At 29.8% G+C, this 17,968-nt stretch carries 20 protein-coding genes; 11 read left to right on the top strand and 9 right to left on the bottom strand.

Annotated elements, in window-relative coordinates; genetic code table 11:
• Positions 1 to 27 precede the first annotated feature (27 nt).
• A complete protein-coding gene (locus tag ACTT88_RS01570) occupies positions 28 to 1,185 on the top strand; it encodes an iron-containing alcohol dehydrogenase (RefSeq protein ID WP_440907624.1) in 1,158 nt (385 codons plus the stop codon).
• Positions 1,185 to 1,973 (top strand): glutamine amidotransferase-related protein, encoded by a 789-nt coding sequence (locus ACTT88_RS01575; RefSeq protein ID WP_440907625.1) that lies wholly within the window; start codon positions 1,185 to 1,187, stop codon positions 1,971 to 1,973. The genes ACTT88_RS01570 and ACTT88_RS01575 overlap by 1 nt, the downstream gene beginning before the upstream one ends.
• On the opposite strand, the gene ACTT88_RS01580 is transcribed toward ACTT88_RS01575, so the two are convergent.
• Complete coding sequence (locus tag ACTT88_RS01580) at positions 1,965 to 3,647, bottom strand: formate--tetrahydrofolate ligase (protein ID WP_440907626.1); 1,683 nt, start codon at positions 3,645 to 3,647, stop codon at positions 1,965 to 1,967. The genes ACTT88_RS01575 and ACTT88_RS01580 overlap by 9 nt on opposite strands.
• A gap of 129 nt (positions 3,648 to 3,776) precedes the next feature.
• Between ACTT88_RS01580 and ACTT88_RS01585 the strand changes: the two genes are divergently transcribed.
• Genes ACTT88_RS01585 through ACTT88_RS01600 form a run of 4 tightly spaced genes read left to right on the top strand, consistent with a single transcriptional unit; the run spans position 3,777 to position 8,883 of the window.
• A complete protein-coding gene (locus tag ACTT88_RS01585) occupies positions 3,777 to 5,033 on the top strand; it encodes a sarcosine oxidase subunit beta family protein (RefSeq protein WP_440907627.1) in 1,257 nt (418 codons plus the stop codon).
• Positions 5,034 to 5,303 carry a sarcosine oxidase subunit delta gene (locus tag ACTT88_RS01590; protein ID WP_440907628.1) on the top strand — a complete coding sequence of 90 codons (270 nt, stop codon included), beginning with the start codon at positions 5,034 to 5,036 and terminating at the stop codon, positions 5,301 to 5,303.
• Positions 5,303 to 8,299, top strand: coding sequence for a sarcosine oxidase subunit alpha family protein (locus ACTT88_RS01595; protein WP_440907629.1), 2,997 nt, complete (start codon positions 5,303 to 5,305; stop codon positions 8,297 to 8,299). Before ACTT88_RS01590 ends, ACTT88_RS01595 begins: the two co-directional genes overlap by 1 nt.
• The gene (locus tag ACTT88_RS01600) at positions 8,296 to 8,883 is read left to right on the top strand and encodes a sarcosine oxidase (RefSeq protein ID WP_440907630.1); all 588 of its coding nucleotides are present in this window, start codon (positions 8,296 to 8,298) and stop codon (positions 8,881 to 8,883) included. The genes ACTT88_RS01595 and ACTT88_RS01600 overlap by 4 nt, the downstream gene beginning before the upstream one ends.
• 10 nt (positions 8,884 to 8,893) lie before the next feature.
• Here ACTT88_RS01600 and ACTT88_RS01605 read toward each other — a convergent pair whose 3' ends face one another.
• Complete coding sequence (locus tag ACTT88_RS01605) at positions 8,894 to 9,742, bottom strand: DMT family transporter (protein WP_440907631.1); 849 nt, start codon at positions 9,740 to 9,742, stop codon at positions 8,894 to 8,896.
• 103 nt (positions 9,743 to 9,845) lie between these two features.
• On the opposite strand from ACTT88_RS01605, the gene ACTT88_RS01610 reads away from it, so the two are divergent.
• Complete coding sequence (locus ACTT88_RS01610; protein ID WP_440907632.1) at positions 9,846 to 10,232, top strand: hypothetical protein; 387 nt, start codon at positions 9,846 to 9,848, stop codon at positions 10,230 to 10,232.
• Here the strand turns inward: ACTT88_RS01610 and ACTT88_RS01615 are convergent.
• The 6 genes from ACTT88_RS01615 to purE form a co-directional block, all read right to left on the bottom strand.
• Entirely contained in the window at positions 10,222 to 10,662 is a 441-nt protein-coding gene (locus ACTT88_RS01615) for a hypothetical protein (RefSeq protein ID WP_440907633.1), read from the bottom strand. The genes ACTT88_RS01610 and ACTT88_RS01615 overlap by 11 nt on opposite strands.
• Positions 10,663 to 10,665: 3 nt before the next feature.
• Positions 10,666 to 11,412, bottom strand: coding sequence for an aspartate/glutamate racemase family protein (locus ACTT88_RS01620; protein WP_440907634.1), 747 nt, complete (start codon positions 11,410 to 11,412; stop codon positions 10,666 to 10,668).
• A 141-nt stretch (positions 11,413 to 11,553) separates the two neighbouring features.
• Positions 11,554 to 11,760, bottom strand: a complete 207-nt coding sequence (locus tag ACTT88_RS01625) for a cold-shock protein (protein ID WP_008545539.1) — start codon at positions 11,758 to 11,760, stop codon at positions 11,554 to 11,556.
• Positions 11,761 to 11,877: 117 nt separating this feature from the next.
• The gene (locus ACTT88_RS01630) at positions 11,878 to 12,345 is read right to left on the bottom strand and encodes a GNAT family N-acetyltransferase (protein WP_440907635.1); all 468 of its coding nucleotides are present in this window, start codon (positions 12,343 to 12,345) and stop codon (positions 11,878 to 11,880) included.
• Complete coding sequence (locus ACTT88_RS01635) at positions 12,346 to 13,392, bottom strand: 5-(carboxyamino)imidazole ribonucleotide synthase (protein ID WP_440907636.1); 1,047 nt, start codon at positions 13,390 to 13,392, stop codon at positions 12,346 to 12,348. It abuts the gene before it with no gap.
• Position 13,393: 1 nt separating this feature from the next.
• Positions 13,394 to 13,885 (bottom strand): 5-(carboxyamino)imidazole ribonucleotide mutase, encoded by a 492-nt coding sequence (purE, locus tag ACTT88_RS01640; RefSeq protein ID WP_440907637.1) that lies wholly within the window; start codon positions 13,883 to 13,885, stop codon positions 13,394 to 13,396.
• Between the two features lie 94 nt (positions 13,886 to 13,979).
• Between purE and ACTT88_RS01645 the strand changes: the two genes are divergently transcribed.
• The 4 genes from ACTT88_RS01645 to ACTT88_RS01660 are packed head-to-tail and all read left to right on the top strand — an operon-like array spanning position 13,980 to position 17,383.
• Positions 13,980 to 14,945, top strand: coding sequence for a membrane dipeptidase (locus ACTT88_RS01645; protein WP_440907638.1), 966 nt, complete (start codon positions 13,980 to 13,982; stop codon positions 14,943 to 14,945).
• A 2-nt stretch (positions 14,946 to 14,947) separates the two neighbouring features.
• Entirely contained in the window at positions 14,948 to 16,609 is a 1,662-nt protein-coding gene (locus ACTT88_RS01650) for a hypothetical protein (protein ID WP_440907639.1), read from the top strand.
• A 2-nt stretch (positions 16,610 to 16,611) separates the two neighbouring features.
• Positions 16,612 to 17,223 (top strand): DUF3726 domain-containing protein, encoded by a 612-nt coding sequence (locus tag ACTT88_RS01655; RefSeq protein WP_440907640.1) that lies wholly within the window; start codon positions 16,612 to 16,614, stop codon positions 17,221 to 17,223.
• The gene (locus ACTT88_RS01660) at positions 17,216 to 17,383 is read left to right on the top strand and encodes a hypothetical protein (RefSeq protein ID WP_440907641.1); all 168 of its coding nucleotides are present in this window, start codon (positions 17,216 to 17,218) and stop codon (positions 17,381 to 17,383) included. Before ACTT88_RS01655 ends, ACTT88_RS01660 begins: the two co-directional genes overlap by 8 nt.
• Here the strand turns inward: ACTT88_RS01660 and ACTT88_RS01665 are convergent.
• Positions 17,380 to 17,925 carry a hypothetical protein gene (locus tag ACTT88_RS01665; protein WP_440907642.1) on the bottom strand — a complete coding sequence of 182 codons (546 nt, stop codon included), beginning with the start codon at positions 17,923 to 17,925 and terminating at the stop codon, positions 17,380 to 17,382. The genes ACTT88_RS01660 and ACTT88_RS01665 overlap by 4 nt on opposite strands.
• Positions 17,926 to 17,968 lie beyond the last annotated feature (43 nt).

Below are 17,968 nucleotides of genomic sequence, written 5' to 3' on the forward strand. Positions count from 1 at the left end.
TTTAAAAAAATAAAATTATATTTTGTTATGGGTATTAATTGGAATTATCCAACCACTATGTGGATAGGAGAAAATAGAATTGAAGATTTATCCTTAGCCTGTAAAGAGTTAAATATTTCAAATCCATTATTTGTAACAGACAAGGATTTAATTAACTTAGATTTAATAAAAAATATAATATTAAGATTAAAAAAAAGTTTTGAAAATTTAGCTATCTTTTCTAATTTTACGGGAAATCCAATTGGAGAAAATGTAGAACAAGGTGTTAAAGTTTATAATACCTCGAACTGTGACGGTGTAATAGCTTTAGGAGGCGGAAGTGGTTTAGATGTTGGAAAAGCTATAGCATTTATGTGCAATCAATCTCGACCAATATGGGATTTTGAGGATATTGGTGATTACTGGACAAGAGCTGATAGTTCTAAAATTTCAAAAATTATTGCAGTTCCAACCACTGCTGGAACAGGATCCGAAACAGGTAGAGCATCTGCAATTATAAACAAAGAAACAGGTGCAAAAAAAATTATTTTTCACCCAAAAATGTTACCTTCGATTGTTATTTTAGATCCTTTACTTACATTAGATTTATCTCCAAGATTAACAGCGGCAACAGGAATGGATGCGCTTGCACATAATTTAGAAGCGTTTTGTGCACCAGGATACCATCCAATGGCTGATGGTATGGCAATAGAAGGAATGAAATTAATTAAAAATTCATTAATCAAAGCATTCACAAATGGAAAAGATGTTAAGGCTAGAATGGATTTGCTTTCAGCTGCTTCAATGGGATCGACTGCATTTCAAAAGGGACTGGGTGCAATTCACTCTTTGAGCCATCCTGTAAACGGTAAATTTAATGTTCACCATGGTTTATCTAATGCAATATTTATGCCTTATGTTTTAACATTTAATAAACCTTCAATTGAAAATAAAATAATATCGATTTGTGATTATCTTAATTTAAATAAAAAATTTGATAGTTTTTTAAATTGGATTTTAGAATTAAGAAATAATTTAAATATTCCACATAAATTGTCAGATGTAATGGATTGTAATAATGTTGATTTAGATGAACTTTCCTTAATGGCCTTTGAAGATCCATCTACAGGAGGAAATCCCAAAAAATTAAGTCAAAATGATCTAAAAGAAATTTATATAAAAAGCATTTCTGGAGAATTATTTTAATGAAAAAAATATTAATTGTAGAAGGAAACTTACGAGAAGAAAATCAAAGTTTTTCTGCAGCTGGTATTCAAACACATACGGAAAGTCTTAAAGATAGTTTAGCGTATTTTACAGATAAATTAGAAACCGACGTGGTTAATCCTTCCTCAGATGAGAATATTGATAAAAATATTGATGTACTTGAAAGCTACGATGGCCTTATTTGGGGTGGGAGTAGTTTAAATATTTATAACAATACTCCAGAAATAAAAAGACAAATTGAATTTATGAAAGAGTGTCAGAAAAAAATTAAAAAAATTCTAGCAATATGTTGGGGTATGCAAGTAGCTGTGACTGCAGCAGGAGGGGATGTAAAAAAAGCGACAAAAGGATCTCATAAAGGGATTGCCTCAAATGTAGAAATTAATGAAATTGGTTTAAATCATCCACTCTATAAAAATAAAGATCAAAAATTTAATACACCTGCATTTAATTTTGATGAAGTAGTTACAATGCCAGAAAATTCAATTTTATTAGCCTCAAACTCAATTAATAATGTTCAAGGAATAAATTTTAAAGTTGGTAACTGTAATATATGGGGCCTTCAATACCACCCTGAGATTACTTATAATAAAATGATCAATTTGATTATTTTCAGAAAAAAAAGACTTTTAGAAAAAGGTGCATTTAAAGATGAGAATGAGATAGATAATCACATTAAACATATAGAAACTGAGAATAATAAATTAGATAAAGTTTCTAGAATGAGAGAATTAGAGAATTGGTTAAACTACTTAAATTTAGAATAAACCTTCTATTTCACCTTTGTCATTTAATTTTATAGAGTCGGCTGCAGGAACTCTTGGAAGGCCTGGCATTGTCATAATTTCTCCACACACAACAACTATAAATTCAGCACCAGAAGAAAGTCTTACTTCTCTTACAGGCAAAACATGACCTGTGGGTGCACCTTTTAAATTTGGATCTGTTGAAAAACTATATTGAGTTTTTGCTATACAAACAGGTAGCTTACCGTAACCTTTTTCTTCAAAATCTTTTAACTGTTGTCTAACTTTTGTATCTGCCACTACTTCAGAGGCGCTATATATTTCTTGTGCAATTTTTTCTATTTTTTTGAATAGTGGGAGATCATCTTCATATAAAAATTTAAATGTATCTTTTTTGTCCTCGCAAATTTCTGTAACATTTTTAGCTAATTCAATAGTTCCTTCACTTCCATTTGACCAATGAGTACATTTAGAAGCTTTTACTCCTTGAGTTTCACAAAAATCTAACAATGTTTTCATTTCATCTTCTGTATCAGTGATAAAATGATTAACTGCAACAGTAACAGGTAATCCAAATTTTCTAATATTATTTATATGTCTACGTAAATTTACCATTCCTTCTTTTAGTGCAGATACATTTTCTTTTTTTAAATCTTCTTTAGCAACTCCTCCATGCATTTTTAGTGCTCTGATTGTTGCTACAATAACAACACAATCTGGTTTGAGATCAGATTTTCTACATTTAATATCAAGAAATTTTTCTGCTCCTAAATCAGCTCCGAATCCCGCCTCTGTTACAACGTAGTCAGCTAATTTAAGTCCAGCTTTAGTTGCAATAACCGAATTACATCCGTGAGCAATATTCGCAAAAGGACCACCATGAATTATTGCAGGATTGTTTTCTAGAGTTTGAGTTACATTGGGTCTTATCGCTTCTTTTAGTAAAACGGTCATTGGACCTTGTGCATTTAAATCTTTTGCATAAATTGATTGCTTATCTCTTGTATAACCAATTGTAATATTACCAATTCTATTTTCTAAATCTTTAAGGTCTGTTGCTAAACAAAAAATAGCCATTAGCTCAGACGCAACTGTAATATCAAAACTATCTTGTCTAGGGTAACCATTAGCCACTCCTCCCAGATCAACGATGATCGATCTTAAGGATCTATCATTCATATCCATTACTCTTCTCCAAACAACTCTTCTAACATCAATGTTAAGTTTGTTACCCCAATAAATATGATTATCAATTAATGCAGATAGTAAATTATGTGCAGATGTAATAGCATGAAAGTCACCTGTAAAATGAAGATTGATTTGTTCCATTGGTACTACTTGGGCATAACCACCGCCAGCAGCTCCACCCTTCATTCCAAATGATGGACCAAGACTTGGTTCTCTTAAACAAACAATAGATTTTTTTCCAATTTTATTTAAACCATCATTCAACCCAACTGAAGTTGTTGTTTTACCCTCCCCAGCAGGAGTGGGAGTGATTGCTGTAACTAAAATTAATTTACCATTTTCTTTTTTAAGAGTTTTTAAATATTCCAGATTTATTTTGGCTATGTGTCTTCCCATTGGACTAAAAGCAAAATTTTCATCAGGGACACCAACCTTGGAAAGAATATCTTTTATTGGTTGCATCCTAGCTTCTCGAGCTATTTGAATGTCAGATTTTACCTCGGCCATAAATAATCAAATAAATTAAAAGTTTTTTATCTGTGACTTCTTATCCTTTTTTGCTATTTTTGGAAACTTCTAAAAAATATATATAAAAAAAATAAGCACTATTTAAATTGATTGTTATAAAATTATTAAATGCAAAAATATTCTATATTTAACCTTGTTAAAAACGCTTTTTCAAACCATGAGAATTGGGATTTAGCCTGGAAAGATCCAACACCTAAGGAAGAATATGATGTTGTAATTATTGGTGGTGGAGGCCATGGATTAGCTACAGCGTATTATCTTGCAAAAGAACACAACATTACAAAAGTTGCAATTATTGAGAAAGGGTGGATTGGTGGAGGAAATGTAGGACGTAACACTACAATTATTAGATCCAATTACATGCATGACGAAAATGGTTTGTTCAGTGAGTTTGGAATGGATTTATGGAGAAAGATGAGTCAGGATCTTAACTACAATGTAATGTTTTCTCCAAGAGGAATAATTAATCTTGCGCATTCTGATGCACAAATGAATGCATACGCGAGAAGAGGAAATTCTATGAGATTAAATGGAATAGATGCTGTTCTTTTAAATAAAGAGCAAGTTAAAGAAATTATTCCAATGGCTGATTTTTCTGAAAACGTGAGATTTCCAATTTTTGGTGGTTTGATGCAACCAAGTGCAGGCACAGCAAGACATGATGCTGTTGCATGGGGTTATGCACGTCAGGCAGATTCAATGGGGGTAGATATTATTCAGAATTGTGAAGTAATTGGATTTGATGTTTCAGCAGGAAAAATAAATGGCATTAGAACTTCAAGAGGAAATATTAAAGCAAAAAAAGTTGGTTTATGTGTTGCTGGTAGCACAAATATTTTAGCAGAAAAATTAAATATGACATTACCAATTGAAACTCATTTACTCCAAGCATGTGTTTCTGAGCCAGTTAAACCAGTTTTAGATAATGTAGTTACGTTTGGTGCAGGACACTTTTATGTAAGTCAATCTGACAAAGGTGAGATGGTAATGGGCGGTGATCTTGATGGTTATAATAGTTATGCTCAAAGAGGAAACTTACCAACATTACAGCATGTATTGACAGAAGGGATTGCGATGATGCCATTTTTAAGCAAATTAAAAATGCTTAGAACTTGGGGTGGTATTATGGATATGTCAATGGACGGTTCACCAATTATTGATAAAACTCATATTGAAGGTTTGTATTTAAATTGTGGATGGTGTTATGGAGGATTTAAAGCTACACCTGCCTCAGGTTGGACATTTGCTCACACTATTGCACAAGATAGAGTTCATGAATTAAACGCTGGTTACAGTTTAAATAGATTTAGTACTGGCCACCTTATTGATGAAAAGGGACTTGGAACAAAAACTTGGATATCATAAATGCTTTACATAAATTGCCCACACTGTGGAATGAGATCTCAGAATGAATTTTCATACGGTGGTGATGCAAGTGTTAAGAGACCAGAATTAAATACAGAAATTTCTGATAAAGATTGGGATGATTTTGTTTATAACCGAAAAAGTTTAAGAGGAAAACACTTGGAGCTTTGGCAACATATTTCTGGATGCAGGCAATGGATTAAAGTTGAGAGAGATACCGCAACTCATGAAATATTTAGAACTTTTAAAGCTGACGAGGAAGTTGCTTAATGACACAAGCTTTTAGAATTGAAAATGGGGGATTAATAAATAGAGATAAAAAATTATCTTTTAAATTTAATGGTAAAAATTACTTTGGTTATGAGGGTGACACATTAGCTTCAGCTTTATTGGCAAATGGAGTTCATTTAGTAGGAAGAAGTTTTAAATATCACAGACCTAGAGGTTTCTTTGGAGCTGGTGTAGATGAACCTTATGCAGTTGTTCAACTTTATAGAAATGGTGAAACAGAACCTAACATTAAAGCAACAGAGCAGGAACTATTTGAAGGTTTAGAAGCAAAAAGTGTGAATTGTTGGCCAAGTGTTAATTTTGATATTGGTGCAATAAATAATTTTTTGAGAATTTTTTTACCAGCAGGTTTTTACTACAAAACTTTTATGTGGCCAAAAAGTTTTTGGTATCGAATTTATGAGCCTTTCATAAGAAAAGCAGCTGGTTTAGGTGTTGCTTCAACAAAACATGATAAAGAAAGGTATGAACATAAATACGAATATTGTGATTTATTAATTGCAGGCTCAGGACCTTCGGGATTAGCTGGTGCATATGCAGCAGCAAAAAATGGAGCTAAAGTAATTTTAGCTGAAGATAAACCAAGATTTGGTGGATCTTTATTAACTAGTGATGTCAATATTGGAAATCAATCAGGAAAAGATTGGGCTGAAGGGATAATTGCAGAACTCAAAACTATGCCAAATGTTATTGTGAAAAATAGATCTCAAATTTTTGGATACTATGATCACAACATGCTTGTGATGTCAGAAAAAGTTAGTGATCATTTACCATCAACTAAAAAATATCACCCTAACAAAAGATTATGGTACATTCGAGCAAAAGAAGTTTTAATTTCCTCAGGATCAATTGAAAGACCAATAGTATTTGGAAATAATGATACACCAGGGGTAATGCTCTCTTCAGCTGCTAAAGAATATTTAAAAGTATATGGTGTTTTAGTTGGAAGAAAACCATTGGTATTTACAAATAACGATAGTGGATACGAAACAGCAATTGAATTTAAAAAACATGGAGTAGATCCAGTTGTTTTAGACTCAAGAAAAAACCCTGAGTCAGAAATAATTGATGAGGCAAAAAATTTAGGAATTAATATTAAAAATTCATATGTTGTGGTTGCAGCACAAGGATACAAAAAAGTAAAATCGGCAGATATTGCAAGTATTTCTGAGGACAAAAAACAACTTGGTAAAATAGAAAATATACAATGTGATTGCATTTGCGTCTCAGGTTTTTGGACGCCAACTATTCATTTAGCTTCACAATCAGGAAATAAAACAAAGTTTAAAGAAGAAATTGATGCATTTGTTCCAGGTCAATCAAAACAAAATGAAATTACTTTAGGTGCAGCAAATGGAGTATTTTCGCTTGATGAAACATTAAAAACTTCATTTAAAGCAGGAAGTGAATTAGCAAAAAAAATTACTGAAAATGATAATGAGATAACTATTCCAAATGTTGTTGAAAAGAAATCTTCTCAACATGATAAGTTTTGGTGTGTTCCATTGCCAAAAGGTAAAAATTATAAAAGATTTTTAGATTTCCAAAATGATGTAGCGGTATCTGATATAGAAATAGCTTTAAGAGAGGGATATCGATCAATTGAACACGTTAAAAGATACACCACTCTAGGAATGGCAACAGACCAAGGAAAAACAAGTAATTTAAATGGATTACAATTAGTATCCGAAATTGAAAACAAAGTTGTTCCTGCTGTGGGTCATACGACTTTTAGGCCTCCATATACTCCTATTTCTATTGGAGCAATAGTAGGAAGAGAGGTTGGAAAACATTCAAAACCAACAAGAAAATCTCCAATGCATTCTTGGCATGAAAAAAATAATGCAGTCTTTGTTGATGCAGGTGTTTGGTTAAGACCCAGGTATTATAAAAGAGGAAATGAAAATTTATTTGAGGCCTCTAAAAGAGAGGCTAAAAATGTAAGAACAAATGTTGGAGTTTGTGACGTAACAACTTTAGGAAAAATTGATGTCAAAGGTCCTGATGCAGCAGAGTTATTAAATAGAGTCTATACAAATGCATGGTTGAAGCTGCCAGTCGGTAAAGCTAGATATGGTGTAATGTTAAGAGAAGATGGAATTGTAATGGATGACGGTACAACTACAAGAATTTCTGAAAATCATTATCATATGACGACGACAACAGCTCAAGCAGCAAATGTTCTTTCGCATTTAGAATATTATTTGCAACTCGTTTGGCCTGAATTAAATGTGAATGTAGTTTCAACTACAGAACAGTGGGCTGGAGCAGCTATTGCTGGACCTAAATCTCGAGATTTATTACAAAAATTATTTCCAAACTCTGATGTATCAAATGCAGGCTTACCTTTTATGGGCTATATGGAGGGAGATTTATTTGGTGTTAAAGCAAGAATATTTAGAATTTCGTTTTCAGGTGAACTTGCTTATGAGGTAAATGTTGAGTCTGATTATGGAAATTTTATGTGGGAAAAGATAATGGAAATTGGTGAAGAATTTAAAATTCAACCATATGGAACAGAAGCATTATCAACTCTAAGAATTGAAATGGGACATGTTGCTGGATCAGAACTTGATGGTAGAACAATTCCATTCGACAACGCCTTAGAAGGTCTTGTTAGTAAAAAGAAAGATTTTATTGGAAAAAGATCATTACAAAGATCTGCATTTATAGCTGAAGATAGACAAAGAATAGTGGGCGTAGTTCCATTAGATAAACAAACAAGTATACCAGAAGGCTCTCACTTAGTTAAAGATGATAAAGCACCATTACCAAATCCAAAATTAGGTCATATCTCTGCATCTTGCTGGAGTGTTGAATATGACAATCCTTTTTCTTTGGCAATTTTGAAAGATGGAAAAAATATGATCGGTCAAAAGCTTTTTGCGATGTCGCCACTTAAAAACAAAGTAATACCAGTAGAGATAGTTTCATCACATTATGTAGACCCGAAAGGTGAAAGAGTTAGATCATGACATTAATTTCAGCTTTATCAAATGTTCATACAAAAGGTCAATTCGGAGATTTTGAGGGTAAAAATGAAAATGATTTACTTAAAATATCTGAAATCAAAAATTTATTAATTGTTCAAATAGTTCAGTACAAAAATTCTTCACTTTCATTTGAGGGTATTGATATTGATGGTTTAAAATTAAAAAATGAACCTTTAACTGTAGTATTTAATGAAAATACAAGGATTATTTGGAATGGACCAAAAAATTGGCTTTTAGTTTCAACAAAAAAAGATTTAATTAAAAATGTATCAGATAATTTTAAAGATACAGATTTTGCTATAACAGATTTATCTCATTCTAGAGCTATTATTGAAATCGAAGGAAATGATTCGATAGAAGTTTTGAAAAAAGGATGTCCCTTTAATTTTAATACATTAGATAAAAATAATTCAATAAACTCAACTTATAATGGAATAGCTTTTACAGTAGATAAGTTGGGTGATAATCCAAATAAAGTAAGGTTATTTGGTTTGAGAAGTTTTGGCGAATCTTTATATCATTCTATCACGGACGCATCTCTAGAGTTTGGCTTTGAAACTTTATAAACTTAAATTTTCAATCTCTTGTTGCAATATAAACACCTATAGAAGTAATTAGAAATCCAATTAAATCTAAACTAGTTAAACTTTCATTTAAGAAAAGCCATGCCATAAAAGCAGAAGTTGCCGGAATTAAAAAAAATATAGAAACAGTTTTGCTTGCTGAATTATTTTTAATTAAAAACATTAATATTGTAAATGCCCCAAAGGATACCAAGAATATTTGATGGCTCATTGCAATAATAAATGTTTGTGAGAATTCAATATATGGATCAACAAACAAAAGAATTATTAATAAATGAAACAAACACCCGCCAATAGCTTGATTCATATTACTCACAGACAACGGTAAGTTGTTACTTAATTTTTTTTGCCATAAAGTTGAAAATGTAATTGCTAATAAAGCTATTATTGTTGCGATCAATCCTGTTGCTGGTATTTTGGAACCAACATCAAAACCCAATACAAGTCCTGCACCAGCAAATCCTAACAAAACACCTATCCATTGTTTTGTAGATACTTTCTCATTTAAAATTGGACCACTTAATGCATTTGTGAGAACTGGTTGAAGTGTTACAATTAATGCTGCAATTGCTGTAGGCATACCTATTGAAATTGAGTAAAAGACACCACCAAGATAAAAACCATGAAATAATACACCACTAAAAAAAGACTCAAAAAAGTTTCTTTTGCTTACTAGAATTTTTTGTTTTGAATAAATAGAAAATAAAAAAAAACCTAAAGCAACCAAAGCAAATCTAAAAGCCAGAGCCGAAAATGGATCACTATTGTCTATAATAGGTTTGGTTGTTATGAAAGCAGAGGACCATAAAAGTATAAATATAAAAGGGAATATTTTAATCATCATGTTTAATAAACAAATAAATTAAATAAAATCAAACAATTCAGTACCTATAATGAACAAATTAGATGTAGAAACAAAATACCAAATCACCTAAAGTTCAGTCATGAAGTTTAGATTATTTAGAATTTTAACAATAATACTGTCCTTTTTCTTTTTGACAGGTTTTGTACCCATTCTTTCATTTGTTGGACCAGGCGTTACAGTTCTTACTTCAGGTAATATCTATAAAGCAAGTGCTCAATACATAGTTAATCAAAGAATAGAAAAAGAAACTGGGAAAAATTCTTTAACTTTAATTAAAGAAACGTTAATCGAAGAAACAGATATAAAAATAAAAAAAAATTCATTTGATGAAGATTTAAGACAATTAGTCGAAACAAGAATTAAAATGACTAGACAAAAATTATATAATCAAGATTTACAAAAATTGCTTAAAAAACGAATAGAGATTACTAGATCAATACTCAATATAGATAATACTACTCAATAATATTTAGATATATCAAGTTTTCTTGTTTAGTTTCTTTACACCACATTTCATAGCTTTCACAAACCCTCCACAAGTGATCAAAAGCTCTTTGTGAAATTTCTAGTGGAAAATGACTCTTTGTATAATAAAGCTTTGGTATCTTCATTAAAAATTTTACCATAGAATCTTTTTGTAGTTCTAAAAGTCTTAAAGTTTCTTGATTTATTTCTTTTTTAGTTATTTGGTCAATAAATTTATTATTCTTGAGTTCTAAAAACCATTTATCATGAAATTCTCCAGAACTTAGAATGTCATATTCTTTAGTAGTCATAAATATTTCAAAAGCTTGTATATTATTGATTTCAGGATTTTGTTTTTTAATTTCCATTATATTTGAATAAACAAATTCAGCAGCTCTCAGCACATATGGCTTTTCACTCTTGCTAGACATAAACTAATTTTTGTGCTTAACCATAGCTGAATGAGCCAAAATTAAGTTAGGATCTAAGAAAACTTTTGAGGATTTAACATTTTTAAATGATTTAAATGCAAAAATCGCAATAGGTAGTTCTGTACAACCTAAAATGATTTTTTTACATTTCATTTTAATTAAGGAATTAATTGCAGGTTTAATTGCTTTTGCTGCAGCCTTTACATTGCCCATTTTAACTAATTTGATTGCTTTATTAACTGACAATTTTTGTATTTTTTGAGATGGCTCTATTAATTGATAATCTTTTTCAAAAAATTTTTTATAAACTCCAGTTTTAAGAGTACCCTCAGTTGCTAAGAGACCAACTTTGGAGTTTTTTTTACATTTTTTTTTTGTAAATTTGAAAACTTCTTTTGGCATATTGATTATTGGAATATTAATTTTATTTTGTAAATCATCAAACCAATAATGAGCTGTATTACAAGGTATAACTATAAATTTACATTTATTCTTTTCGAGAAGTTTACAACCTTTAAGCAAACTCTTTAAAACTTTATCATATTTAGCTCTACTTGATTTATTTGTAGATTTGTTTGAAAGATTTTTAGTTTGAGAGCCGATAGATTCAGGTCTGCCAGGAATATTTGACTTATTATAAAGTATGAACAATGGATACTCTTGATCAATTTTTCCTCTATTTAAAACTGCAAGTTTGTTACAAAAATCAAGACCAGCTTGAGTTCCCATTCCACCTAAAATTCCAATCATAGTTTTGATTAATTTATTAATTTTTTATTTTAAATCCATAATTAATAATTGTGTTTAAAGATTGTTATTAAATTAAGGTATTGGCTGAATAATAAATTTTTTAAAGTTGAATAAATTTTTCAGCCAATAGGAAGTGTGAAATTATGCAGTTTTTAAGTTAACTGCTGAAGGACCTTTAGGACCATCTTCAACATCGAAAGTCAAAGCTTGACCCTCATCTAAACCGTTCATACCAGCATCTCTTACTGCTGAAACATGTACAAACACATCTTTTTCTTTATCTTCTCTTTCAATAAAACCAAAACCTTTGGTTGGATTGAACCACTTTACTTTACCTTGTAGACTCATATTTATCTTCTTACTTTTTGTTATGTTTAATAATTACTTATAATTAAGTAATATTGGCTTTCTTTAGATTTTATTGGGTTTTGTCAACAAAATAGATGAACAATTAAAAATAATTTTTTAAATATCGTCAATTATCATAGTTAAATAAACAGAATTGATGTCTACCTTATAGTGTGCAAAAGGTTCGCATACTGTGAAACCAGTTTTTTTGAATAGTTTTCTTGCTGGTATAAAAAAATCACCTGCTCCTGTTTCAATGCTTAATCTTTTTATTTTAAGATTTTTAGCTTCATTAATTAAATGATTAATTACATTAATCCCTTGCCCTTGATTTCTAAAATTGTCGTGAATTCTTATCGACTTAAATTCCCCATGTTCTTTATCTAAAAATTTTAAAGCACCGCAACCGATTAGTTTTTCATCATCCCACAAACTCCAAAATTTAATTGATGGTACTTTTAAACCTGGAATATCTAGTACATGAGCACTTCCCTCTGGTGAAGCAGCTCTAAGCTCAACAAAATGTTTAGTTAGAAGCTCATTAACTTCTGGATTATCAAAATTGCCTTCTATTGATTTTAACATTTATACTAAAGTTGTGATATGACCCATTTTTCTTTTTTCTTTTATATCTTTTTTTAAATAATCAAAGAAAAATTCATTTTCGTTAAACTTTTGTATATTTCTATAATGAGTAATTTGATTGCCAAGCAAATTCATCATTTTAGCATTAGATATTTTTTTCAAAGGGATTTGTTCTAAACCACATACAGCTCTAATATGATTTTCAAATTGACTCACATTAAAAGCATTTATTGTTAGATGTCCTGAATTATGTACTCTTGGAGCAATCTCATTAACATAAAGATTATCATTTCTATCAATAAAAAATTCTACACACATAGTTCCAACATATTTTAGTTCTTCAGCAATTAACATTGCCCAATCTTTAGATTGACTTAAAATTTTTTCATTAATTTCTGCAGGAATTTTTGAATATTTTAAAATTTGATCTTCATGAGTGTTTTCTATTGGTTCATATATCTCGTATTTATTATTACTAAATCTTGTAATAATAATTGAAATTTCTTTTTTTAATTTTACAAGTTTTTCAAGAATATATCCTTTTGAAAAATCAATATTTAATGAATCAAGTTCATTAACTGATTTTATTGGATATTGACCTTTACCGTCATATCCTAGTGTTGTAGTTTTGAGGATACCTGGTAAAAAATCCTCTAAAGCATCTATGTCAGATTTTTTTTCTATTGAAACATATCTAGTTGTTCTAATATTTAATTTATTAACAAAATCTTTTTCAGCCAATCGATGTTGAATTAATCTGTTAACTGAAGGCTTTGGCATAACAGGTTTAAATTTATTTATTTCATTTAATGTTTCAAATGGGATGTTTTCAAATTCATAAGTTACCAAATCAACTTGATTTATAAATTCTGATATTTTCTCTTTATTATCATAATCTCCAGTAACAAACTGATTGCAAAAATTTTGTGCTGGTGCATCTACGTCATCACAAAAAATAACAGTTTTAATATTTAATTTTTTAGCAGCTATTGTAAGCATACTTCCGAGTTGACCACCCCCAATGATACCAAGAGTAATTTCTGACATTTTATTTTGGAGATTTCTTTACAGATTTAGCTTGTGATGTTCTAAAATTTTTAAGTTTTTTTCGAACATTTGAATTATTATTAGCAATTATTGCTGCTGCTAATAAAGCAGCATTAATAGCGCCGTCCTCTCCTATAGCAAGCGTTCCTACAGGAATTCCTTTAGGCATTTGTGCAATTGATAACAAACTATCCAAACCTTTAAGTTTTTTACTTTCAACAGGAACACCAAGTACTGGAACATGTGTAAGTGCTGATACCATACCTGGAAGATGAGCAGATCCTCCAGCACCCGCAATAATTACTCCTATATTATTTTGCTCAACTTTTGCAGCATATTCATACATTCTTTGTGGTGTTCTATGAGCAGATATAATTTTTGTTTCAAATGAAACTCCAATTTTTTTTAGGGTTTTTTCGGCTAGTTTCATTACTTTAAAGTCAGATTGACTTCCCATTATGATTGAAACTTTTAATTTACTATTTTTTTTCATGAAAATTGATCAATCTGTTTATTTCAAAATTAACTTAAAATTTCAATAAAATTAATAGTATTTAAAATACATATTGATTAGAGTTAAGCATACTATGAATTATAAAATCGATAATCTTCAATATTGTAATTGGTCTAGGAAAGTCTTTGAGATCAATAGATCTGCCGGATTAGATGCTGTCCATGTTACCATTGTCTACCATGAAGATTTTGATGAATTACAACTCGAAATAAAAAAATGGGAAAAATTATTTCATGAAAATTCTGATTTAATTTTCCTTGGTAAGAATTTTCAAGATATTGATAAAGCTAACAAAGAAAACAAAACTGCAATATTTTTTGGTTTTCAAAACTGTTCACCAATTGAAGACGATATAAATCTTGTTGAAAAGGTTCATGAATTAGGATGTCGATTTATGCAGTTGACGTATAACAATCAATCTTTACTTGCAACAGGTTGTTATGAAAAAGTAGATAGTGGAGTTACAAATTTTGGACGTGAGGTTATAAGAGAGATGAATAGACTTGGTCTTGTGGTTGATATGTCACATTCTGCAGAAAAAAGTACTATAGATGCAATTGAGTTTAGCGAAAAACCAATTGCAATTACTCATGCCAATCCTTCTTTTTGGCATCCAGCTAAAAGAAACAAATCCTCAGATTTATTAAAAATTTTAAGTGATAGTGGTGGTATGTTGGGTTTGTCATTGTATCCTCATCACTTAAAAGATAACACAAATTGTACTTTAGATAGTTTTTGTGAAATGGTTGCAAAAACAGCTGAAATAATGGATGTAAAAAAAATAGGAATAGGATCAGATCTTTGTTTAGATCATCCTGATACTGTTGTTGAATGGATGAGAAACGGCTCTTGGTCTAAAAGTAAAAATTATGGTGAAGGTTCAAAAAATAAACCAGGTTTTCCTAAACAACCTGAATGGTTTCTTGATGCAAGAGGGTTCTCAAATATTGAAAAAGGTCTAAAAAAAGTAGGTTTTTCAGATACCGAGACACATGGAATACTTGGAAATAACTGGTACAATTTTTATAAAACTATTTAATTATGAAAGTTGAATTAAGAGACCCGAATAAGATAATGAAATTATCTAGGCTAGGATCTTTTCATCAATCAAAATTATCTTTTTTAAGAAGTTTTCTTAATGAATTTAAAGAGTGGGAGTATAAAAGAGATTTATTTAATTTAAATGAAAATGGTTTTGGAGAAGCTGTTTATTCATTTAAAAAAAATAAAAGAGTTTATTCTTTAATTTGTTTTGCAAATGAAATCAAAGATGAAGAAAGATCAGACAGAGTTATTGCAACAAAATGGGATGCAGCTTTTACATTACATGATGGAGTTCCTACAAAAAAAGACATTGAAAGATTAAAAAATGAAGTTCCAAAACAAGAAGTTGGCAGACTTTCTTATAAAGAATTAACTTTATCGAGAGCAAACAAATCATTAAGAATTTATAATCATGTAGTTGAAAGTTTGAGCAAAGGTAAGCAGCCAGATTTAAACTTATTATCAAAAGTAGGCTATTTATATAGGACTACAGCAGTATATGGCTCAGGCAAATTTGGTCTTGCAGATCGATTCAGAATTCAAAATCGTGAAGAAATTAATGGTCCATTCAGATTAGAAATGATGTTAGTTTATTTGGTAAGACAATTCACTTTTGATCAAGTTAATCATGTTGCTTATCATAAAAATCCAAAAACAGCTGTTAAGCTAGATGATAATATTTGTAAAAACTTGGGAATAGGTAATTCCACAGGCTTGGGTATGGCTCCATTTATAGTCAATCACCCAACTCTATTAAATAATTGGATTTTAAGTAGAGAAAAAGCACTTAAGAAAATTAGAGAAATTAAAGATGTAGAAAGTCAAGATAGCGATTTGTTTATAGATTGTGTAAAAAAATCATTAAAAAATATTACAAGCTGGAATACTGATAGCGAATATCAGCAAAAAAAAATTTCTTCATTATTAAAGGATGTTGAAAAATTCTTAAATTTTATAGATAAAGATTTTAATTTTAAGAGCGAATATCCTTTTAACAAAATCTATCAATGGTTAGAGGATAATACTTGTGAGGAATGTATTGAATACATAGTTTCAATAATGATGGAACCTTATAATTATATTATAAATCCTTTGGTAAAAGAAATGAGTTCAGACGAAGAAAAATATTTTAATATTCCAACTTATAGAAAAGTTGATGAATTGAGGAATATCATTGAAGCAAAGTATCCTAATATTCTAGATATTAATTTTGAAGAAAAAGAAAATAATAAAAACTTTTGGTTTATTTCAAAAAATAAAGAAGAACCTAGATTGGCGGATCGTTTTGAAGAACATGGATCAGAATTAGAACAACCTTTAGCAATAGCAAGAGATATAAAAAAACTTTATGACAAATTATTAGTCTCAAAAAATAGTTTAACTATTGCTGAGTTTTTAACATCAAATTCTGAGTTAAGACATGTTGTAAGAAGAGCGTTCATTGTAGAAAAATTTCCTTATTCAGAAATACAAGATAATACAATTGGTAAAGATTTAATGCCAATTGATATGCTAAGACTAAAATTATCTTTTTTTGGGGCATTAAAATTTGATCCGCGATCTGACAAATGGTTAAGAATTTGTATGTTCCAAGGTGCTCCACTTCCAAATGAGTTAAAAAGTTATGACGAGCAGTGGGTATATAAAACCAATATTTAATAATGAAATCACTGAGTGAAATTGAAACAACTGTTAAAAGAGCTTCAAAGGCAGCAGGATATTCTTGGGGAGTTTCTGAGGAAACAGGAAAAAGTATAAGGTTGTTAGAGCTATTTAGTTTACCAGGTATTAAGCACCTTAATGAATATTTTAATGAAAAAAACAAAAGTAAATTTGAAAATTTAAATTTAATTAGTGAAAATAATTCTTCATCAAAAAATCCTTACTGTCCAATCACTTTAGGTGTTAGTTTTTTAGATCAAATAAATATTTTAGAAAATTTAAAAAAAATTGAATTCAAAAATGTTGCTTATCCAATAATTTTTATTTCCTTTATAAGTCGTTCATCAGAAATTATTGGAAAAAAAATTTATGTAAAAATGGATGAAAAAAAAATTTTACTAAATTTAAATGTAAATATTAGTTCAGATTTTATTGAAAAAGAATTTCCAAAATTAGTGAATACAATTGAGGTAAATCTACTAGAAAATGAAGACAACTTTACAGATGATGAATGGAATAATTTATACAAGTTATCTGAAAAAACTTTTGTTGAAGAAAGCGACAGTTTAAAAGAAGGTGCGGCAGGTGCTGGTTTGACTGATAATGACTGATAAAATTGATGAGAAATATATTAATACAGATACTGAAGAATTAAACAATATTTGCGATGAATGCAAAGAGGAAGACGAAAGTGTCACTCAAAATTTAATTCTTACTGGGTTTAAATTATGTAAATCTTGTAGAGTATCTAAGACTATTTTTCCGCTTTAACTAATTTGACTAACTGGAAGCATATTCATTCTACTCATCACAAATGAGATAGATAAAAATGCAATTATTAAAAAAGATAAAAGTACAATCCCAAAAGATTTAAAATTAGATTTTAAACTCAATATTTGTTTAGTTGAAATTATTAAACCTGCAAAAATCCAAAATTGGGTAAGAAAAATTATTGGTATCATTAAATCTGGTGTGACCGCAAAAAATCTTAATAAACCTGGGGCATGTGCAAATCCAACAGCTGTTAAAACTTTTTTGAATGAAACTTTAGTTTGCTTATCAGGAAATAATTTAACTCCAATTACAAAAATAAATATCGCCCATATTAGCCAAGTAATTATTGCAGTTAGACCAGACATTGCAATAGCTGTTTTAATAATCGTGTTAGCTGCTACTGCGCCAGCAATACCATCTAAGATCATTATAATCCCAGCAAAGTATATTGATGCTTCTCCAAAATTTTTATTATCTGAATAAAGAGTTTTGTCTAATTTAATTGACTTAAAAATTATATTTAAAAATTCAGCAAACATTAATTTTTTTTATTTTTATTTTTTTGAGCTTTATAAGAAACAA

Origin of the sequence: Candidatus Pelagibacter sp. (assembly GCF_052046145.1) — a bacterium.
GTDB lineage: Bacteria > Pseudomonadota > Alphaproteobacteria > Pelagibacterales > Pelagibacteraceae > Pelagibacter.

What these genes read in the sequence shown, in the direction of transcription:
- ACTT88_RS01570 (WP_440907624.1), top strand. Translation starts at nt 28, where the DNA reads ATGGGTATTAATTGGAATTATCCAACCACTATGTGGATAGGAGAAAAT.
- ACTT88_RS01575 (WP_440907625.1), top strand. Translation starts at nt 1,185, where the DNA reads ATGAAAAAAATATTAATTGTAGAAGGAAACTTACGAGAAGAAAATCAA.
- ACTT88_RS01580 (WP_440907626.1), bottom strand. Translation starts at nt 3,647, where the DNA reads ATGGCCGAGGTAAAATCTGACATTCAAATAGCTCGAGAAGCTAGGATG.
- ACTT88_RS01585 (WP_440907627.1), top strand. Translation starts at nt 3,777, where the DNA reads ATGCAAAAATATTCTATATTTAACCTTGTTAAAAACGCTTTTTCAAAC.
- ACTT88_RS01590 (WP_440907628.1), top strand. Translation starts at nt 5,034, where the DNA reads ATGCTTTACATAAATTGCCCACACTGTGGAATGAGATCTCAGAATGAA.
- ACTT88_RS01595 (WP_440907629.1), top strand. Translation starts at nt 5,303, where the DNA reads ATGACACAAGCTTTTAGAATTGAAAATGGGGGATTAATAAATAGAGAT.
- ACTT88_RS01600 (WP_440907630.1), top strand. Translation starts at nt 8,296, where the DNA reads ATGACATTAATTTCAGCTTTATCAAATGTTCATACAAAAGGTCAATTC.
- ACTT88_RS01605 (WP_440907631.1), bottom strand. Translation starts at nt 9,742, where the DNA reads ATGATTAAAATATTCCCTTTTATATTTATACTTTTATGGTCCTCTGCT.
- ACTT88_RS01610 (WP_440907632.1), top strand. Translation starts at nt 9,846, where the DNA reads ATGAAGTTTAGATTATTTAGAATTTTAACAATAATACTGTCCTTTTTC.
- ACTT88_RS01615 (WP_440907633.1), bottom strand. Translation starts at nt 10,662, where the DNA reads ATGTCTAGCAAGAGTGAAAAGCCATATGTGCTGAGAGCTGCTGAATTT.
- ACTT88_RS01620 (WP_440907634.1), bottom strand. Translation starts at nt 11,412, where the DNA reads ATGATTGGAATTTTAGGTGGAATGGGAACTCAAGCTGGTCTTGATTTT.
- ACTT88_RS01625 (WP_008545539.1), bottom strand. Translation starts at nt 11,760, where the DNA reads ATGAGTCTACAAGGTAAAGTAAAGTGGTTCAATCCAACCAAAGGTTTT.
- ACTT88_RS01630 (WP_440907635.1), bottom strand. Translation starts at nt 12,345, where the DNA reads ATGTTAAAATCAATAGAAGGCAATTTTGATAATCCAGAAGTTAATGAG.
- ACTT88_RS01635 (WP_440907636.1), bottom strand. Translation starts at nt 13,392, where the DNA reads ATGTCAGAAATTACTCTTGGTATCATTGGGGGTGGTCAACTCGGAAGT.
- purE (WP_440907637.1), bottom strand. Translation starts at nt 13,885, where the DNA reads ATGAAAAAAAATAGTAAATTAAAAGTTTCAATCATAATGGGAAGTCAA.
- ACTT88_RS01645 (WP_440907638.1), top strand. Translation starts at nt 13,980, where the DNA reads ATGAATTATAAAATCGATAATCTTCAATATTGTAATTGGTCTAGGAAA.
- ACTT88_RS01650 (WP_440907639.1), top strand. Translation starts at nt 14,948, where the DNA reads ATGAAAGTTGAATTAAGAGACCCGAATAAGATAATGAAATTATCTAGG.
- ACTT88_RS01655 (WP_440907640.1), top strand. Translation starts at nt 16,612, where the DNA reads ATGAAATCACTGAGTGAAATTGAAACAACTGTTAAAAGAGCTTCAAAG.
- ACTT88_RS01660 (WP_440907641.1), top strand. Translation starts at nt 17,216, where the DNA reads ATGACTGATAAAATTGATGAGAAATATATTAATACAGATACTGAAGAA.
- ACTT88_RS01665 (WP_440907642.1), bottom strand. Translation starts at nt 17,925, where the DNA reads ATGTTTGCTGAATTTTTAAATATAATTTTTAAGTCAATTAAATTAGAC.